Annotated in this window: 16 protein-coding genes; 8 read left to right on the top strand and 8 right to left on the bottom strand. The window is 39.3% G+C overall.

All coding sequences use genetic code 11. From position 1 onward, the window contains the following. Nucleotides 1-4: 4 nt before the first annotated feature. A complete protein-coding gene (locus tag ACM0OR_RS13740; RefSeq protein ID WP_414576759.1) occupies nucleotides 5-670 on the bottom strand; it encodes a phosphorylase in 666 nt (221 codons plus the stop codon). Nucleotides 671-768: 98 nt separating this feature from the next. On the opposite strand from ACM0OR_RS13740, the gene ACM0OR_RS13735 reads away from it, so the two are divergent. Beyond that, nucleotides 769-3462, top strand: a complete 2694-nt coding sequence (locus ACM0OR_RS13735; protein WP_414576757.1) for an efflux RND transporter permease subunit — start codon at nucleotides 769-771, stop codon at nucleotides 3460-3462. Nucleotides 3463-3554: 92 nt separating this feature from the next. Here the strand turns inward: ACM0OR_RS13735 and ACM0OR_RS13730 are convergent, their stop codons facing one another. Both ACM0OR_RS13730 and ACM0OR_RS13725 read right to left on the bottom strand, forming a co-directional pair. After that, on the bottom strand, nucleotides 3555-4202 hold the full coding sequence (locus ACM0OR_RS13730) for an MAE_28990/MAE_18760 family HEPN-like nuclease (RefSeq protein WP_414576755.1): 648 nt from the start codon (nucleotides 4200-4202) through the stop codon (nucleotides 3555-3557). After that, entirely contained in the window at nucleotides 4199-5308 is a 1110-nt protein-coding gene (locus ACM0OR_RS13725; protein ID WP_414576753.1) for a DUF262 domain-containing protein, read from the bottom strand. The genes ACM0OR_RS13730 and ACM0OR_RS13725 overlap by 4 nt, the downstream gene beginning before the upstream one ends. Before the next feature lie 155 nt (nucleotides 5309-5463). Here ACM0OR_RS13725 and hpnA point away from each other — a divergent pair, with 155 nt between their 5' ends. The 3 genes from hpnA (at nucleotide 5464) to ACM0OR_RS13710 (ending at nucleotide 8304) form a co-directional block, all read left to right on the top strand. Further along, nucleotides 5464-6447, top strand: a complete 984-nt coding sequence (gene hpnA / locus ACM0OR_RS13720) for a hopanoid-associated sugar epimerase (protein ID WP_414576752.1) — start codon at nucleotides 5464-5466, stop codon at nucleotides 6445-6447. Between the two features lie 97 nt (nucleotides 6448-6544). Next, a complete protein-coding gene (gene hpnH, locus ACM0OR_RS13715) occupies nucleotides 6545-7561 on the top strand; it encodes an adenosyl-hopene transferase HpnH (protein ID WP_414576750.1) in 1017 nt (338 codons plus the stop codon). A 287-nt stretch (nucleotides 7562-7848) separates the two neighbouring features. Then, complete coding sequence (locus ACM0OR_RS13710; RefSeq protein WP_414576748.1) at nucleotides 7849-8304, top strand: hypothetical protein; 456 nt, start codon at nucleotides 7849-7851, stop codon at nucleotides 8302-8304. 100 nt (nucleotides 8305-8404) lie between these two features. On the opposite strand, the gene ilvN is transcribed toward ACM0OR_RS13710, so the two are convergent. After that, nucleotides 8405-8926, bottom strand: coding sequence for an acetolactate synthase small subunit (ilvN, locus tag ACM0OR_RS13705; protein WP_190699525.1), 522 nt, complete (start codon nucleotides 8924-8926; stop codon nucleotides 8405-8407). Between the two features lie 284 nt (nucleotides 8927-9210). Here ilvN and ACM0OR_RS13700 point away from each other — a divergent pair, with 284 nt between their 5' ends. Next, nucleotides 9211-9564 (top strand): phospholipid-binding protein, encoded by a 354-nt coding sequence (locus ACM0OR_RS13700; RefSeq protein WP_190699528.1) that lies wholly within the window; start codon nucleotides 9211-9213, stop codon nucleotides 9562-9564. A gap of 205 nt (nucleotides 9565-9769) precedes the next feature. On the opposite strand, the gene ACM0OR_RS13695 is transcribed toward ACM0OR_RS13700, so the two are convergent. From ACM0OR_RS13695 to ACM0OR_RS13680, 4 genes are all read right to left on the bottom strand, one after another. Next, on the bottom strand, nucleotides 9770-10219 hold the full coding sequence (locus ACM0OR_RS13695) for an acyl-CoA thioesterase (protein ID WP_414576747.1): 450 nt from the start codon (nucleotides 10217-10219) through the stop codon (nucleotides 9770-9772). A gap of 84 nt (nucleotides 10220-10303) precedes the next feature. Beyond that, a complete protein-coding gene (locus ACM0OR_RS13690; RefSeq protein WP_414576745.1) occupies nucleotides 10304-11392 on the bottom strand; it encodes a T3SS effector HopA1 family protein in 1089 nt (362 codons plus the stop codon). Between the two features lie 102 nt (nucleotides 11393-11494). After that, nucleotides 11495-12733, bottom strand: coding sequence for an aminoglycoside phosphotransferase family protein (locus ACM0OR_RS13685; RefSeq protein WP_414576743.1), 1239 nt, complete (start codon nucleotides 12731-12733; stop codon nucleotides 11495-11497). Between the two features lie 1036 nt (nucleotides 12734-13769). Beyond that, entirely contained in the window at nucleotides 13770-14090 is a 321-nt protein-coding gene (locus ACM0OR_RS13680) for a TMEM14 family protein (protein WP_190699536.1), read from the bottom strand. Between the two features lie 96 nt (nucleotides 14091-14186). Between ACM0OR_RS13680 and ACM0OR_RS13675 the strand changes: the two genes are divergently transcribed. The 3 genes from ACM0OR_RS13675 to ACM0OR_RS13665 all read left to right on the top strand — a co-directional run bounded on the left by ACM0OR_RS13675 (nucleotide 14187) and on the right by ACM0OR_RS13665 (nucleotide 18460). Then, on the top strand, nucleotides 14187-15527 hold the full coding sequence (locus ACM0OR_RS13675) for an ATP-binding protein (RefSeq protein WP_323267041.1): 1341 nt from the start codon (nucleotides 14187-14189) through the stop codon (nucleotides 15525-15527). A gap of 259 nt (nucleotides 15528-15786) precedes the next feature. Next, nucleotides 15787-17049, top strand: coding sequence for a tellurite resistance TerB C-terminal domain-containing protein (locus ACM0OR_RS13670; protein WP_414576741.1), 1263 nt, complete (start codon nucleotides 15787-15789; stop codon nucleotides 17047-17049). Nucleotides 17050-17131: 82 nt separating this feature from the next. Further along, nucleotides 17132-18460, top strand: coding sequence for an ATP-binding protein (locus ACM0OR_RS13665; protein ID WP_414576739.1), 1329 nt, complete (start codon nucleotides 17132-17134; stop codon nucleotides 18458-18460). Nucleotides 18461-18559: the final 99 nt, after the last annotated feature.

Raw genomic sequence — 18559 nt, 5'->3', positions numbered from 1 at the left:
GTCTTCAACCTTCAGAAAACAGTAATTGTGTCACTTGCTCTAAAACTTTTAATCCTTGCAACGAACCTCGAATTAGACGAGTAGCTGCAATAGGTTGGCGGATGAATGTTAGTGCTAGAGATAGAGGCTTGAGTGAACCATCGGGATTGATTGCTGCTGAGATGTCAGGGATATCATGGTGGGAATCATCACTGACTACTCGTAACATCGCTACTTCTATGCCCATTTTTTTAAAAAAGTCCAAAACAGCAAAGCCTTCCATATCAACGACATCAACACTCATCGTTTCACCAAGATAGCGTTTTTCGGTGGCAGAACAAATCACGCGATCGCTTGTTAATGATTTAACTATTTTGACTGTTGACTGGATATGTGCATTTAGTATATGACTGCATTGTTGTACTTGTTGCTGATACATACAATCTTGATACAGCACAATATCACCAACTTTGTACTGCTGCGTCAAGCTGCCACATAACCCCATAACTAAGACTCCTGGTTTGATCTCATTCCCAAAGTCTTTTGTCTTTGACCATTTTTGCAAATATTCTCTTACAGGTTTTATCCCTACTGGTATCGGCACAACATGAGGCTTTTTACCAGTCACTCGATTTAAACCGCGACACACTGCCGCATACTCTGCACCTTGCGGCACTAAAATTGTTGGCATTCCCCATTCTCCACTTCCCCAAATAGAACTCGCAAATGACACGATGATTTAATGTAGCATGACAAATAATTATGTCTTCCGCGTGATGATTTTCCAAGATGACAAAGCTTAGTAGCGCAAAATCTGCACGAGAGCGTTTTAATATTTCCCGATTAGCTATTGAGTTCTCATGGCTGACGGTGAGTTTTTGGATTGCGGTGGCTGTAGCTGGGATTCTGGCTTTTAGTTCCCTCAAGTATGCTTTGTTTCCAGACATTACCTTTCCGGTAGTGGTAGTGAATGCTACCGCGCCTTCTTTGGTAAATGCTTTGGATACAGAAGCGAAACTCACCCAACCTATAGAGGAACGCCTGCGTTCTCTAGAAGGACTAGAGGATATTCGCTCATCTAGTTATCCTGGACAATCTGCTGTAAGTTTGTCTTTTGCTGTAGGAACGAATCTAGAAACATCAACTCGTAGTGTCGAAACTGCACTAAAGCAACTAACTTTACCCCAGGGAGCAAATTATAAAATTATTCCCCTAAACCTGAATGAATCAGCAGCCGTGAGTTATGCCATTGAGAGTTCGTCACAGAATCTCAATGATTTGACTAAGCTGGCAAATGACCAGATTATACCAGCGATCGCTAAATTACCAGGCGTTCTCAAAGTCTCGCTATTGGGTGCAGCTAGTACAGCATCTCCTATTAATCCCACAAATCCAACTGCGGCGTTGGCTCAAGGGGGGGCAAATTTAGTCAGATTTAATGGTCAAGACGCACTAGCATTTCAAGTCATTAAGCGTGGTAATGCTAATACCTTGGAAGTAGTGAGTTTAGTGGAAAAGGAAGTACAAACACTCCGCACTAACTTTACAGATATTAAACTCACCCTAGCCGCTACCCAGGCAGAATATATCCGCAATGCCACCCAGTCAACCATAGATGCGTTGATAGAAGCTATAGTTTTGGCAATTGTGGTAATTTTCCCATTTTTATGGAGTTGGCGAGCCACTCTTATTTCTGCCTTAGCAATTCCGACATCTTTATTGGCGACGTTTATCGTCATGGCAATTTTTGGCTTTAACCTAGAAACGATTACGTTGTTAGCTTTAGCCTTAGTTATTGGCAGTGTGATTGATGATGCCATCATTGATGTAGAAAACATCATGCGGCACATTGAAGAAGGACAAACACCCCGCCAAGCTGCATACTCCGCTACCGATGAAATTGGCTTAACCGTCGTCGCCACTACTGCGACAGCCATAGCTGTTTTCTTACCTATTGGATTGATGGGTGGAGTAGTTGGACAGTTCTTCAAGCCATTTGGGATCACTGTTTCCGCCGCCTATATAGCTTCTACATTGGTGGCGCGGACTTTATCACCAGTGTTATCTATTTATTGGCTCAAACCACCTGCTACAACTTCCCGACGCAGGGAACTAAAAATTGGGTTTTATTTTACCCGAACTTATCGAAACTTACTCTCTTGGTCTTTAAACCATCGCACAATAGTTATTGCCTTAGCTGTTCTCAGTTTTATTGCTGGAATTGCCCTAATTCCATTCATTCCCAAGGGTTTTATTCCCAAACTAGATCGGGGTGAGTTTAACATTACCTACACTGCGCCTCTGCCTAAAATACCTGATTTGGCAGCGTTGCAGAGATTGGGAGTGCAGGGGAGCAGGGGAGCAGCACTTTTACCCAATTCCCAATTCCCAATTCCCAACCCCCTCAACGACTCCCTGGAGGTGGCGAAAAAATTGGAAGCAGTCGTGAGAAAATCCCCAGATGTAGAAACAGTTTTTACTACTGTGGGTTCTCGTGAGGGTGAACCAAATAAGGGAACACTCTATGTCAAGCTAAAGGAAAACCGCAGCATTAAAACGGCAGAATTACAAGACCAATTACGCACAACTTTACCTAATCTTCCCGGTGTCACTACCAGCGTGGAAGATATTCAATTTGTAGACACCGGCGGACAAAAACCTTTACAGGTATCTTTACGCGGTAATGATTTACAAACTCTGAGTAAAGCCGCCAAGACAATTAAAGACCGCATTACCAAAATCCCAGGATTTGCAGATGTCACCGTCACAGGGGATGCAAATAACGAGGGTCAAGTTTTTAACATTGAACGGCTCAACAATCAACGGGTAGCATATGTTAGTGCCAATTTGGGTCAAGATTTAACTTTGGGTGATGCTACAGACAAAATTATTGGGGAAGCCAAAGGAGTATTACCTGCTGATGTCACTTTAGACCTAGGAGGAGATTCTGCCCGTCAAAGTGAAGTTTTTGGTAGTTTCGCTTCAACTTTGGTTTTATCGGCAGTGTGTATCATTGTCGTGTTGATTTTACTGTTCAAAAGTTGGGTAGATCCAGTAGTGATTGGTGCTTCCTTACCCTTAGCGTTGGTGGGAGCAATGCTAGCATTACTTTTTACCAAGAGTGACTTCGGGATGATTTCGCTAATTGGCTTTGTGTTCTTGCTGGGACTAGCCAATAAAAACGCCATCTTGCTGGTAGATTACATTAGTCAGCTACGCAAAGCAGGTTTAGAACGCACAGAAGCCATCCTGCAAGCGGGGCCAGTGAGACTCAGACCGATTATGATGACTACCTTTTCCACCATTTTAGGGATGCTACCGATCGCCTTGGGTTTTGGTGCAGGTTCAGAATTGCGATCGCCTATGGCTGTAGCTATTGCTGGCGGTTTGGTGACTTCTACTATCCTCAGCTTGATTGTCGTCCCAGTAGTCTACGCGATTTTAGATGATTGGTTTCCCCGGTTTAAGAAGGTGAAAAAATAGCAGCTTTTAGGGTGCGTCAAATTTTTCAATTCACCATCTAATTTTTTAATTGACTTTTTGACGCACCGACTTAATCCTAATTCAAAATTAATTTATTTCTTTAACGTAAAATCCTTATTAACAGAGGCATTTTCTATTTGGTTACGAAATATATCAAGCATTGCTATAACTTCTGTGTGTAATTGTATATATTCTTCTCTATCAATTAACAAATAGTTACCATGTGCAATTTCATTTCTTGTCTTTAAAAGCTTCTCATCTATTAATTTTGACTTAGTAGAATAAGGTGAAAAATCTATTCCCAGAATATGAGTGATTTCTTTTAATATTTCAGAAGAAAGATTTGATGCAGTAGATATTGCTTCTTGGGGTAAAGAACATTTGGTATCTAATTTAGAAACAAAGAAGTCACAAACAGGTATATATAATGATGGTTTATTAGTCTCTTTAGCCTCTTTGAGTTTTTCTTTCATTGCCAAAGCTAGAAAATTACTAGCAAGCTGATCATAGCGAAGTTTTTGCAGAGCAACGTGTTCTAGATAAGAGTTTGATGCTAACTTAACAAAACCTTCCCAATGAGCATAAAGAATACATACTCCACTGCGAATTAATGCGTTATGCCTTTGAGTAGAAACATTTTTAAATTCTATCAAGGACTTAACTTCTGAAAGTTCCTTTTTTCGCCAAGCAAGATCATCTGCAAGCCTATCGCTTAGTTGTTCAGCTGTTCGGACTTTCATACAGGAGAAAATACTCCTCTACCCAGTGGAATAAGATAGGGTAAACGTCTTGCAGCATTCACACCTGCACCAGACCACTTTTTATAAATTGTATCTGACCAAATACTTTTTATCAGCTCACATATTTGGTCAGTTGGAGATAGATTTTCGTAGTTGTATCCAATTCCTAATGCTACTACCTCAAATGCAGATAATAGAAAACCACCCAGAAATCTGTCCTGTTCAGATTTATACCTTTTGAAACTATCATCTCCTGTAGTTTCATTCAAGACATCAAATGTTTTCTTAAACGCTGTTTCTATATGGCTATAATCTAATTCTTGCTCAAGAGCCATTTTCCTCATTTCTTCTGTTAGAAAAACACTAACATCATCACCCAATTTTTTAATATCTTCCTCATCTTTATCAAATAGAAGGATAAAGCGTAATACTAATTCCATATCATATTGTTCTTCGTAAAGCCTATCACTCAAAGCAATACAGTTTTTGAATGGTTCATAATTTGCAAGTGACCGCATCAATTCATATAGTTTTTTATTTAACATCAAAAGTACACAATTTCTCACTTCTTGAGGCGTAGCAACTGATCCTCCTGTATTCAGTCGCTGGAATAGCTCATATTTAATCATTGCATCGCTTTCTTTCTCAACAATATTGACTGTGATTTTTGCTCGCTTAATCAATAAACGCTGTGCCTGAGTCAAAGAATTTTCAGCATCATTTGCATCATCCCACTTTTTACCTTTTAAAGAAGGTAAGTATGTCGTTTTTTGTAAAGTAACTGGATGTGTATCTCCTTCTTCGTTTTCCTTCTTTAAAATACCTATAAATTCATATATAGTTGATAGTCTTTGAACTCCATCTACAACATCCCAAACACCATCATCTCTTTGACTGACAAAAATTGATGGAATTGGTATACCTAAAAGAATTGATTCTATAAAAGTCGATTTTTGATGGTTTGACCAACGAAAGAATCTTTGGAATTCTGGATGAATATCAATTTCATTACTCTGATAAAGGCTGATCAATTCGCCAATTGACATTGAGTAGTCATCTGTCCGAATTTCTTGCCTTGTTTTGTCAATTTCTTCTTGGAGTGGCATAATTAAGAATGATATAAACGCTAATATATATAACTATGTTTCTATGATAATTATATTAAATATTATATCCTTAAATAATTATTGTCAGCCGAAAAAATTAAGCAACTTTGCCGCATACACGGATAATAAAATATTGAGGAGTAAGGGGTCATTGAATGCAAGTATTTGTCACAGGGGGAACTGGTTTTATTGGCTCTCATGTGGTGCGCTTGTTACTGCAACAGGGATACCAAGTGAAAGCATTGGTACGCCCTACCAGTAACTTGGGCAACCTCCGAGGGTTAAATGTAGAAATTGTCAAGGGGAATCTCAATTATCCAGAATTGTGGCAGCAGATGCTTGGTTGCAAGTATCTATTTCATGTCGCCGCCCATTATTCCCTGTGGCAAAAAGACCGCTATTTACTCTATCGTCACAACGTTGAGGGAACAGAAAATGTCTTGAATGCTGCCCAAAAAGCGGGGATTGAGCGCACTGTATATACTAGTTCCGTGGCGGCGATTGGCGTAGGTGCATCTGGTCAAGTGGTTGATGAGACTCACCAAAGCCCCGTAGAAAAGCTGGTGGGGGATTACAAAAAATCCAAGTTCCTCGCCGAACAAGTAGCTATCAAAGCTATAGCTAATGGTCAAGATATCGTAATTGTCAACCCCAGCAGTCCAATTGGGGCATTAGATATTAAACCGACACCTACAGGGGAGATTATCTTGCGCTTCTTGCGGCGACAAATGCCCGCTTACGTCAATACAGGACTCAACTTTATCGATGTGCAAGATGTAGCCTGGGGACACTTATTAGCATTGCAAAAGGGTAAAACAGGCGATCGCTATATCTTAGGTCATCAAAACCTCACCCTCAAACAACTGCTAGAACAACTGGCAGACATTACAGGCATACCAGCACCCCAACAGACTGTCCCCAATTGGCTACCTCTAGGTGTCGCCTGGATTGATGAAAAGATTCTCGCCCACCTAGGCAAATCTCCCTCAGTCCCCTTAGATGGCGTGCGGATGGCACAACAACCGATGTATTACGATGCCGCAAAAGCTGTTCAAGAATTAGGTTTACCCCAATCGCCTGTGAATGTCGCCCTTAAAGACGCTGTAGATTGGTTCGTGACCAATGGATATGTCAATTAAGGTTTGTAGTAAGGACTTTAGTCCTTATTTTGAGGACTAAAGTCCTCACTACGAACAAAAGATGCTTTGATCTATATATAGAGGAGTATTAAAACAAATGGCGATCAATCTGCAACAAGCTATAGATATTGGTAAGTATCTGGTAACTCAACGCCTTTTAGGACGCAAAAAGTTTCCTTTGGTATTGATGCTAGAACCTCTGTTTCGCTGTAATTTAGCGTGTTCTGGTTGTGGTAAGATTCAGCATCCCACGGAGATACTCAAGCAAAACTTGACTCCAGAACAGTGCTTTACTGCCGTGGAAGAGTGCGGCGCACCAGTTGTATCAATTCCTGGGGGAGAACCGCTATTACACCCCCAAATTGACGAAATTGTCAAGGGATTAGTACAACGCAAAAAGTATGTTTATTTGTGTACCAATGGTTTGTTGTTAGAAAAAAGCCTCGATAAGTTTCAGCCGTCTCCTTACTTAACTTTTAGCGTCCATCTTGATGGGATGAGGGAATGGCATGATCAATGTGTAGACCGTAAAGGTGTGTTTGATATTGCTGTTAAAGCGATCAAAGCAGCTAAAGCCAAAGGGTTTCGAGTTACTACCAACACAACTATTTTTGAAGGTTGTGACATCAAAGAAATGCAGGAGTTTTTCGACTTCTTAGAAACCCTCAAGACAGATGGGATGATGATTTCCCCTGGTTATGGCTACGAATGGGCCCCAGATCAAGACCATTTCCTCCAGCGTGAACAAACTCGCGCCTTATTTAGAGAAATCCTCACACCCTACACATCTGGTCAAAAAAACTGGAATTTCAACCACAACCCCTTATTCCTAGACTTTCTCATCGGTGAAAAGGATTATGAATGTACACCTTGGGGTAGTCCTAGTTACAGTGTTTTGGGTTGGCAAAAGCCCTGTTATCTTTTGAATGAAGGGCATTACACCACCTTTAAGGAATTGCTAGGAGAAACCGACTGGAGTCAATACGGCCGCGCTAGTGGTAATCCCAAGTGTGCTGATTGCATGGTTCACTGCGGTTATGAACCAACAGCCGCAATGGATGCTATGCAACCGCAAAATATTGCTCGTTCTCTAGGGACTGTGTTTGGAAAGTAGTGCTGAGTAGTGAGTGCTGTTAGCGGTAGCGGGGCGTTAACCCGTGCTGAGTGCTGAGTAGTGAGTGCTAAGTGCTAAGTAGTGAGTAGTCATTGTATTTTTCTCCCCCTGCTTCCCCTGCTTCCCCTGCTTCCTTTTCCCCTGTCCCCAATCCCATATACCGAGTCCCCTATCCCCTATAGTTAGTTACTTGCAGCAAAAGGCTTCCTAAAATACGTGATCTACGAGAACAGACTCAACGGGAAATTAACGCGATGCTATGAGAGAAATAGCCAAGCAAATATTCTATGAAAAAACTGCTCAAACGTATCAAAGCACTGATTAGGAAAATCTTTCAGCAGTTTTCATCCACTTCAGAACTAAGTTTGCCTCCGAGTGATCACTCACCAGAAACTCGGATTCCTCCTATTCCTCCCGTTCCATCTTTCGCTCCTCAGTGGGAGAATGGGTTGGTACTGGTTTGTTCACAGTGTACAGTAGAGCAATTTGCAGGAAGTTCTCATCGAATTAACAGAAGTATCACAGCCACAGAAGAGTTACAAAACTGGCTGAAATCTCGCCTAAAATTTGATGGCTTATGGGGAAAATATCGAGTTATCAGCACCAGTTGTTTGGGAATTTGTCCCCAGTCACGGGTTGTAGTGGTTTTGCGTAATCATTTGGTGGGACAGCAATGTTTATTTGTCGATCCTCAAAGCGATCGCGAAATTCTCTACTCCTATATCAAGCAGATGAATCAGTGATGGTATTTCAATTCGTAATTATAATAAATGTAGCCTGCGGAGGCAGGCTTGGTACTTGTAGCTGCGATTTCTAATTGTCCAGCATTTTGGCGATTCTATCTCAGGAAGCCTTAGCTTCTAAAGACTTGAGCAACTCAGTATTCACGCCAGATTCACGAGTTAGGGCAATTTTGCCAGTGCGAGCAATTTCCCTAATCCCAAACTTTTGTAGCACCTGCACGATCGCCACCATCTTACCAGGATCGCCCACAACTTCTAAAGTCAGGGAATCTTCTGCTACATCTACTACACGCGCCCGGAAAATCTGAGCTAGTTCGATGACTTCGGAACGGTTGCTGCTAGTAGCGTTCACCTTCAAAAGCATCAATTCTCGCTCTACACAAGGGGTTTCTGTAATATCCTGCACCTTGAGGACATTGACCAACTTGTATAGTTGCTTAGTGAGCTGTTCAATTACGCGATCGTCCCCAGGTACAACCATCGTAATACGGGAAACTCCCCCTTGCTCACCCGAACCAACTGCTAGGCTTTCGATATTAAAGCCGCGACGCGCAAACAAACTAGCAATGCGGGAGAGAACCCCCGCCTCATCTTCTACCAAAACTGAAAGGGTATGTTTCATCTTTGCCAACACAGACTCAGACAGCTATTGCTAACGAAAACATTAACTAATAGCTACCTTACACGTACTGCTTACTAGGTTAATAAATATAAGTCTTGTCCCTTATTTTAAACTCAATACCTGCACCTCTTCTATTCTTTTCTAGCAAAAAGTTAGGTCTACATCATACTGAAAGCATATGTTTTGGCGAGTGCATCTCTTGTTGTAGGCAGATGTGCATGGGTCACAAAATTCATATGCTGTGTATATGATTAACCCTATGTAGTTTCAGGAGGACGACATTTATGAGTTGGCTCAAAAGAATTTTTGGTATGGAAAAACCCCAAAATGCCCAAGTAAATCCCTCCTCTCAAGTACCGCAAGCGGCTACTTCCACTGCTACCCAATCAATTCCACCAGAACGTTTGGGGTTGAATGGAGAATATGACCAAAGTGGTTTAGCAAAGCGGGTAGCATTGGCATTTGACCAAGATGCACAATTAAACAGTATAGATTCCTTGTGGGTTGCTCAGACTGCTGGGACTGTAGTTTTCAAGGGCAAAGTTCCTAACCAAGAAATTCTCAACAAAATGAGGTCTGTAGCCCAGAATGTACACGGTACTACATCTGTTGATACTGCTCAAGTTACCATTGGCTAGTTTAAGAAGGTGACAGGTGACAGGTGAGCCAGCGCGGTCTTGGGGGTTTCCCCCATGAGCGACTGGCGAACCCGAAGGGTGACAGGTGACAGTGACATATATCATGTCCGCTTCATTCCTGACTAAACCCGAAAAACCCCAACCCTCTCCTTACGAGTCGTGATGAGTAAAGCCCCCGTGTTTCTAATCGGGGGAGATCAGCATTTCATGAAATTACCTCTCTAGCTTTTCTTCTCTCTGCCTCTTCTGTGTCCCTGCGATTTCTTTCTAACCAGTGGACAATACTAGTCGGTAATGCTTGCTTATTTCTACTATTTGCATCAATACAAACGTGCCGAGTAATTGCTTTAGCAACTACTACCTCAGCCAAGGTGATTTCATAAGTTATTTCAAACTTTTCTGTACCAATTTTTTGTGGCATTAAGTTAACTAATAACTTATCTCCGCAAAATATGGGGCGAAGAAAATCTACACTAGCGTGAACAATAGGGAAGGCCACCTGGGGATTAGTAAAAAAATCTTTGAGATTGATGCCTGATGTTCTGAGAGATTCTTCATAGGCTTCATGACAAATGCTCAGAATATTGGCGAAGTAGACTACACCCGCAGCATCTGTATCCTGAAAGCGAACAGTGCGATGATAACTAAAAGACATAAATAAAATTCAAAAATAAAAAATAAAAAAATAGCAGGCTTGTTGCCTGCTCCATCATTAATTTTACTGTAATGTCAATACAAATTACTTCAATGGGGAATATATATCTTTGGATGTAGGATTGAGGTAGGGACGCTGTAGATCGATGGAATGATCTTGGAAATGTTGATGAATGGCTTTCATTCTTTCTTCTACGGCATTCTTACCTTTTTGCCAAGTTTCTAATAAGGCATTAGCTAATATTTGACAACGATTCATCCCAAAACTTTCTTGTGAAGCAAATTTTTGATTTGGTTCTTCCGCAAGTCCTAATCCTGGTGCTAAAAACTTGGTGAATAGGGGAATTTCTGGCTGAAAATAAGCTTGATTTTCTTGATAAACGACTTGTAAAATTTTGTGAATTGCCTGATAGTCGCGACTTTCAAAGTAGAGTACGCCAGAATCGTAGCGTTCATAGGTACTGGGGTTGTAGAGAACTTGAAAAGTAAAAGGAATAGTATTGGTATTAAGTTGCTGGGTTAAACTGTCCATCAGTGCGATCGCGCCATCTACGGTAAAGTTGAAATAGATTCTCCCAGTGCCTAAATTTACATCAAGATTGCCTTGTTGTTCTTGTCCCACATCACTCACAGCTAGGTAATAGCCATTTTGCAAGCGATTCTTCGGCATCCAAATCGCTACTGATTCACCAACTTGAGCAGATTTTTTTCCAGCTTTGAGGTGACAATCTGGCTCGATATATAAGGTTAAACCATCTTTAATTACTGCCATACTACCATCAGGTTCTTTTCGCAGCACTTTCCAACTGGGGTCAAAATAACCTTTACCATTATTGCTAGCTTGCAGTTGTTCATAAAATTCCCAATCAATACCCACAACAGAATTAGTTGCTAAATTTTGTGGGAGTTGGTAATTACTATTACTACTATCAACTGCCAAGCTGCTTTGCAAAACCCCGTTATAATAGATACCGTAAATAAAATTACGTAATAATAAATTGAGATATTTATGTTGTAGGGTAGCCGAATTTTGCTGAAATCTATCTGCTACTTTAGTTGGTAAAGCAAAAGGCTGGTAATTAGGATGGTAGATACAAAAATTCGGCTCAATTTGGATATTAGTAGCAATATCTATTAAGGAATTTAGCATTGTTTTAGCAGAGTAATTTAGCATTAATCAATTGAAAGTTCAGACTTAACACCTACAAAGTAGAGTAATCAGATTTGATTGTTGAAACCCACCCTAAATTAATTAATTCTAACTTCGTCCTTCTATTTAGCAGCCACGCAAGCGAGTTTTTTCATAATACAGGCGAACTAGTTGTTTCTCTTTTTCTGGTTGTGGTATTGTATTCATTGTACCTATAGAACTTACAACTGCTGACTCATCAACTCCCAAAATACTGACTATAGATTGCTCAGGCTTAGTTAGAATATTTTTGGCTAATTGTAACTTATAGATATCAGAATTATCAAAGCACTTGCAATTTTTTATCCTGTCTCGAATTTGATGAATTAATGCCAATCCTGTAAATTTGATAACTCGTACCAAAAAATCACAACTATAGTCTAAAATCATGGGAAAAGTATTTAAATAAGCCTGTAATAAGGCTACTAATGATGGTTGAATATCTTCTAATGGAGTCATAGCTAATTGTAGAGATTCTTCTAACTCCAATGTTCCATCTATCACTAAACTAGAAAGCCAAACTTCTAAATAACTAGCTAACATAGTTCCCAAATCAAAGGTAGGATCTCCCCATCCACAGGCTTCCCAATCAATTAATTTTACCAAGCAGTTATCTAGCTGATTCCATCGAGAATGAATTAATACGTTATGCAAATTTAAATCGTTGTGTGTCAAGCAACAAGGATTCCATTCATAGGCTAAATCAGCAATTGCAGCTTCTAAACTCTCGTAGCGTTGATAGAGTTCATAGAATCGCTGTGACTCGCTGGGAACATGACTAAAAATCTCTGGAGTAATCGATTCTATCCCTTGGGCTGGGTTGTAAAAGCTATAGCGAAACTGTCCTTGGGGTGCAGTCGCCATAAAATCACGGTATTCCTTACCTTGGAACGTAGCGCGGTGTAGGGACGCTAATGTTGTCCCAATGGCTGTAGCAATCTCTACAGGGAAAATATTATTCTTTTGATAAAAATTACTTAAATCTAGATATTCACTGAGATAGCTACGCACCAGGATGGAGTTTTCTTCATTGAAATGTAGCACTAATGGTGCGATCGCAGAAATATTACCTAAAACGGGAAACTGCTGAAGTAACTGCTGAAAAAGCCATTCGTTAAATAATTCGTGGGAGATTCCATCAGTTTCATGCTTAAGTTCTTGCTTAACTAGGAGTTGACAATTATCTCCTAGCTTCACCACTAAATTCCGATTTTTTTTGTTAGTTTCTGGCAGTTTAAAAGTCTCGAAAGTGCTATCCACTAAGCTACACAGCCCTGCCGTGTGCAGATACTGGATAACATTGTGAGAAGATAGTGGTGATAACATATATTATTTCCTAGTTCGTAAGATTGGCGATAAATCTTTGAATTTTAGGCTTATTTTGGCTTTAGAAATTGAGGTAGATAACAACAATTATTTATATATCAATGCCTTTTTAATCTACCTATATTAATATCTCATCTCTTTGATTCAAACCTGCCAATATGGCAAAAATTACCTTTATTTTTACTTTAATTTTTTCTTTTTTCCCTACTAAATCTTTATACGTTATGTTCCTATTCTCTCAAAATAAATAGATGTCATTCAATTGATATTTTTAATCAAATATCATTGAGTTTCTATGATTTTTAACCATAAATATATTTGAATTTTATTAAAAATAATACGCTACCAGCTAAGTAAGTAACACTCAAAAATAAAACCTATTTAAGGCTTGTAATCTTTGCCTACAGGTAACTAATGATTTATCTAATACCCAAATTATAGTTTTACAATAGCTTTAATAGTGTATTATCTTTTACATAAATATTGGTTTATAAATAATAATTAATGATGGAGTTTTAAATTTATGCCTTTCGTGTGATTTAATCAGTATCTAGAACAAAAACTGTCTCACGATAGATGTAAGTAAATGTTATGAGTTTCTCCACTAGAGATTATTTTGGTTTTTCATATGTCATTTTGATTGTGCAGTAGACAGATCAAGCATGACCTCTCTAATACTTGGTTTATATTACGTATTATTTTTAACGTAAATTTGCTATACGCGTAAAATTAAGGTGATTACTCATAAAGAAGGCTACTTAGTATCTCAGAGATACTCAATGCCATGAATATGACACAGGGTATTATTTTTATTTATCATCACGAAGTTTAACAAACCGGATATTTATGTAATTTTTGGGCATGGGGAGTTAAATCAGTGAACAGTTACCAGTCCTTGATAACTGTTCACTGATTCTTAGCGAAGCGGCGAGTAATGACGGGATGGAGTTTTCCGCCAAATTTCACAAAAAAATCTTTTCTAGCTTTTGTTCTGGTGTAGAGTAATATAAATGTACTATTAAGAGGTGAACAATTGCTACCCAACAGTAAAAAGCTGCCTTATCATGATTGTCAGTGCCAGCATACCTAAAATAGTCATTAATCCAGCTGGCATGAATTTGCGTGTTTTAGCCAATCTTAAAGCAAAGAAAATGACTAAAGCAGCAGTGATGCAAGTTGCTAAAATCAAAGCCCAGGCTTGTCCTTGGAGTTGCAAGTAAGCGGCAAAAACTAATAGTGAACCGCTAATTATACCACTGAGGAGGGAAACTTGACTATTCGCCTGAAAGTAGCCAATAATGCCACCAACAATCGCTAACATACCATAGGCGATCGCAGCAATTATACTTAAATTCATGGTTAAACCCTATGTAGATTTTGATTTTGCTACCAAGCCCAGCAGACAATTAACCATAAGCTACATTACCCCTGTTGATTGACGGATAATCCAGCCATGCAAACGGCCAGCAGTTCTTCCTATGCCCAAGTTCAACTTCTCCAACGCCAAGCAGCGTCACTTTTACTTTATCAATCTGTCCTCCAAGACGAAGTAGGCATTGCCTTTTTAGAATTGCTGCAAGCCATCCGCTACAGTGATGCTGATGGCTGTCGTTGTTTGCAAGCTTACGGCGGTTACTTTCACGCCTTAGCCGATAAACAGCAAACTTGGGAAGACTACCTCATTACCCAAATTCTCATGGCGGAAAATCCCTTCACGAGACTTGCCCAACAGCGAGACTTTCAAGATTTACCCCCAGCTTTAGTAGCAGCAGCCCAGCATGATTTACAACTCTTACAAAGCCTTTATGAATGTAGCAGTGCTATTTTGAGTGAATGGGTGCAAAGTGTAGCACATTTAGCGGTGTCTCCTGTGGTGTGGTACGTCGAACCAGATGACACAGCTATACAAGCAGGATTAACATTTTCTCTGCACCATTCAGAACACTGGGCAAATGTAGTAGAAGATGTAGCAAATTACTATCGGCAATTTGGTACAGGGTTATTTGCCCAATATCGGGGATTACGCTGGCAAACTGGGCAACTTATCGGGATACCTTACCCTGACACAGTGAAGCTGAGTCATCTTGTCGGGTATGAGTCTCAAAGAGATGCCTTGATTAAAAATACAGAGTTTTTGTTAGCGGGTGAAGTGGCACTGCACGTATTACTTTATGGTAGTCGCGGCGCAGGCAAATCTTCCTTAGTCAAGGCTTTATTAAATGAATATACCCACCGCCATCTTCGTTTACTAGAAGTGGCAAAATCGGATTTGCAGGATCTACCAAATATTGTAGAACAGTTGCGAGGCTTGCCACAGAAATTTATTATCTTTGTCGATGATTTATCCTTTGAAGAAGATGATGATGCTTTTAAAGCCTTAAAAGTGGTTTTAGAAGGAAACTTAACTGCCAGACCACAGAATGTAGTTGTATATGCTACTTCTAATCGTCGCCATTTGATTCGGGAATTTTTTGGCGATAGACCGACCCCCAAAGATAACAACGAAATCCATGCTTGGGATACGATGCAGGAGAAACTTTCGTTTAGCGATCGCTTTGGTTTAACTTTAACCTTTGAGTCCGCCGATCAAAAGACATATTTACAAATTGTGCAACATCTCGCATCACAAGCTGAAATTAACATCAACCAGCAAGATTTAGAATTTCAAGCCTTACAATGGGCTACACGTCATAATGGACGGTCTGGAAGGACAGCACAGCAATTCATTAATTATTTAAAAGCAGAGTTATCACTATTTGGAGAAAATAACAATAAATTAGACATCAAATCATAAAAACAAAGGAATTACGTTAGCATAGCGTGGCATAACCCATGAAAAATTGCCGAACTTAGTAAATTAGCACAATAAAACCAAACTAACTAATATATGAATAAAAATAAACTAAGTACAGCATTTCATCAACTCGTAGCGAATTCTCTGCGTACCTGCCCGACCCTCTGCGTTTAAATTTCCCCCCTCAATTGGCAAAGCTGTACTAATCTAAAAACCTCCTGTCTCCTGTCCTCTGCCTTATGCCTCAAAAATCAGCAATATGCAGCCAGTCATGTTCAGTAATCGATTTATCTTAGGCATAGTTGCCTTTAGTGTCAGTTTTGGTCTTAGTCTAGTCCCCAAATGGGATTTTAACCAAGCTTTCTTCACTGGAGTAATCACCGTAGTTGCTACCTATTCAGCAGCCTTGTTCGTAGATAGGCGGCGGAGAACTCATGAACTCCTGATTTTATCCTCCCTCCGCAAACGTATTAAAGAAAGGGAAGGACTAAAATCTCGCGTAGTTAGAGAAATTGAGCAAATAGAAGCTCATCGTAATTTACTTTATAACGAAACCAAACAACTACAAAATCACATCCTCGAATGTCGTAATCAAAGAGATAGTTTACATAGAGAACTCGGAAACTTTGCCTCACAAAAAAAACAATTAGAATCCGAAGTTAGCAATCTAAAAACTGAACTTTACGACTTAGAACAAAATCAAGCAGAATTACATAACTTTTTATCTGCCCTGACATCAGAAAAACGTCGCCTCGAATTGCATTACAATACTTCCCATGCAGAAATTAACCAATTGCAAACCCGTATATATGAATTAAAACAAGAACAAAAAGAAATAGAAAGTAATTTAACTCTTCTAGGTAGGATTAAACCTCAATTAGAAGAAAAGCTTTACGAATTGCGACTAGAAATTCAAAACTTAGAAGCTGAAAAAAATCAACAAAATCAAATACTACTAGAGACAGCACATGAAAAAGATGATGTAACAGCCACAATAAATTCCTTACAAACTCAAAAATCACAACAACAAGAACATTTACAGCAATTAAAAAATGAAATTTCTGTATTACAACAAGAACGTGACCTATTACAAAACCAAGTTTGGGAACTACTCCAGCAAGTAGGAACATTTAATCAAGAACCTTTATCTGAAAACTCACAAGTTGAAGATATTGAAGTATTTCCTTTTGCCGACTTAATAGAAACAGTAGAATCTGATATTCTACCTGAAACATGGGATAGATTTTTAAATCAATTACCAGGACATGAATTTCAGGTATTAAAAGCCATAGTAGAGCAAGAGAATCCTCATCCAACTATTAAAAAAATTTCCGAAGCTAACATTACTATGCCTAATATATTAATTGACTCTATCAATGAACGTGCTAGTGATATTATAGGTGAATTAATCATTGAAACAACTTTAGATAAACCAGCAATTTATCCAGAGCATATTAGTAATATCAGACAAATGATTGCCTTATATGAAAACCTTATGACTAGACACGCCTCATCAAATTAAAATATTCTCATACGTTGTAAAATAATCATTATTATAGGCATATCTGTTGACCTCTGCATTGACATCAAGTAAAGTAAAATACATGGCAAAGCTCAAACTCTCGAAAAAAACTTCAACTGCTTTAATCAATTCCCTAGGTGCAGGAGTAGTTCCCAGGATAGGAGTTGAACAGATAGCAGTTGGTCGAGAAAAAGAACTTAAAAGCCTATTACAAAATCTTGATGATATTGCCGAAGGTGTCGCCGCATTTCGTTTTATAATTGGCAACTATGGTTCTGGTAAAAGCTTCATGCTGCAAATGATTCGTAACCGTGCTATTGAGCAGGGTTTTGTTGTAGCTGACGCTGATTTATCTTCAGAACGTCGCCTAGCAGGAAGCAATAGTGAAGGCTTGGCTACCTATCGAGAATTAATGAGTCACCTTTCTACCAAAACTCGTCCTGATGGTGGCGCATTGGTTTCAATTTTAGAAGGATGGATTAATAAAATTCAACAAGAAGTAGTTAAAGAAACTGATTTACGTCCCCATGATGAAGGTTTTGATGACAAAATTGAAGCGAAAATTAGGGAAGTTGTCCAATATATAGAAGACCTAGTTCATGGTTTTGATTTTGGTACTGTAATTATTACTTATTGGCGTGGTTATCGTTTAGATAATGATGACTTAAAAAATGCTGCCTTACGTTGGTTGAGGGGAGAATTTAATACCAAAACTGAAGCCAAAGCCGCATTAGGGGTGCGCGTTATTATTGATGATGATAGTTGGTATGACTACATCAAACTTTTAGCTAAATTTATCGCGGAAATTGGCTATAAAGGATTATTAATTTTAATTGATGAAGCCGTCAATATTTACCAAATCTCAACTACAGTCACTCGTGAGAAGAACTATAACAGACTGCTGGCAATGTTTAATGACACGATGCAATGTAAAGCAGAACATTTAGGTATTTTCATTGGTGGGACAACCAAATTTTTAGAAGACCCCAACCGAGGACTATTTGCAGACCAAGCTTGGCGCAGACGCACCAAAGAAAGCCGTTTTGCTATCCAAGCTGATGTGCAAGAATTTTTAGGGCCGGTTATCCGACTTAACCCTTTGAGTGAAGCAGAAATTCTCACACTTTTGCAACGTTTAACAGAGATTCATGCTACTCATTTTAGTTATGACAAGACTTTGAATGGTCGGGAATTAAAAGAATTTGTCGGAGAAATAGTCAACCGCTTGGGTGCGGAAGCATTACTCACACCAGGAGAAATCATCCGAGATTTTATTAGTGTGTTGAATATCTTACATCACAACCCAAACATTCAGTTTGGTGAATTAATTCATGGTGCTAAATTTAAGCCTACTGCTGTGGGCAAAAATACAGCTTTGGATGAAGATAATGCAGCCGAATTTAGTTTGTAGTCAAGACTTTAGTCCTGAGATTTTATTTTTAAACGCAGAGAAGCGCGGAGGTTCACGCAAAGTAACGCGGAGGTTTGGAATCTTCCCCACTATCAAAGA

This window comes from Anabaena sp. CCY 9402-a (assembly GCF_963920945.1).
GTDB lineage: Bacteria > Cyanobacteriota > Cyanobacteriia > Cyanobacteriales > Nostocaceae > Trichormus > Trichormus minutissimus.
Note: the sequence above shows the minus strand (reverse complement) of the source record. Positions and strands in the feature narration are given on the sequence as shown.

What these genes read in the sequence shown, in the direction of transcription:
- ACM0OR_RS13725 (WP_414576753.1), bottom strand. Translation starts at nt 5,308, where the DNA reads ATGCCACTCCAAGAAGAAATTGACAAAACAAGGCAAGAAATTCGGACA.
- ilvN (WP_190699525.1), bottom strand. Translation starts at nt 8,926, where the DNA reads ATGAAACATACCCTTTCAGTTTTGGTAGAAGATGAGGCGGGGGTTCTC.
- ACM0OR_RS13710 (WP_414576748.1), top strand. Translation starts at nt 7,849, where the DNA reads ATGAAAAAACTGCTCAAACGTATCAAAGCACTGATTAGGAAAATCTTT.
- ACM0OR_RS13680 (WP_190699536.1), bottom strand. Translation starts at nt 14,090, where the DNA reads ATGAATTTAAGTATAATTGCTGCGATCGCCTATGGTATGTTAGCGATT.
- hpnH (WP_414576750.1), top strand. Translation starts at nt 6,545, where the DNA reads ATGGCGATCAATCTGCAACAAGCTATAGATATTGGTAAGTATCTGGTA.
- ACM0OR_RS13730 (WP_414576755.1), bottom strand. Translation starts at nt 4,202, where the DNA reads ATGAAAGTCCGAACAGCTGAACAACTAAGCGATAGGCTTGCAGATGAT.
- ACM0OR_RS13690 (WP_414576745.1), bottom strand. Translation starts at nt 11,392, where the DNA reads ATGCTAAATTACTCTGCTAAAACAATGCTAAATTCCTTAATAGATATT.
- ACM0OR_RS13735 (WP_414576757.1), top strand. Translation starts at nt 769, where the DNA reads ATGACAAAGCTTAGTAGCGCAAAATCTGCACGAGAGCGTTTTAATATT.
- ACM0OR_RS13670 (WP_414576741.1), top strand. Translation starts at nt 15,787, where the DNA reads ATGCAGCCAGTCATGTTCAGTAATCGATTTATCTTAGGCATAGTTGCC.
- hpnA (WP_414576752.1), top strand. Translation starts at nt 5,464, where the DNA reads ATGCAAGTATTTGTCACAGGGGGAACTGGTTTTATTGGCTCTCATGTG.
- ACM0OR_RS13665 (WP_414576739.1), top strand. Translation starts at nt 17,132, where the DNA reads ATGGCAAAGCTCAAACTCTCGAAAAAAACTTCAACTGCTTTAATCAAT.
- ACM0OR_RS13675 (WP_323267041.1), top strand. Translation starts at nt 14,187, where the DNA reads ATGCAAACGGCCAGCAGTTCTTCCTATGCCCAAGTTCAACTTCTCCAA.
- ACM0OR_RS13685 (WP_414576743.1), bottom strand. Translation starts at nt 12,733, where the DNA reads ATGTTATCACCACTATCTTCTCACAATGTTATCCAGTATCTGCACACG.
- ACM0OR_RS13695 (WP_414576747.1), bottom strand. Translation starts at nt 10,219, where the DNA reads ATGTCTTTTAGTTATCATCGCACTGTTCGCTTTCAGGATACAGATGCT.
- ACM0OR_RS13700 (WP_190699528.1), top strand. Translation starts at nt 9,211, where the DNA reads ATGAGTTGGCTCAAAAGAATTTTTGGTATGGAAAAACCCCAAAATGCC.
- ACM0OR_RS13740 (WP_414576759.1), bottom strand. Translation starts at nt 670, where the DNA reads ATGCCAACAATTTTAGTGCCGCAAGGTGCAGAGTATGCGGCAGTGTGT.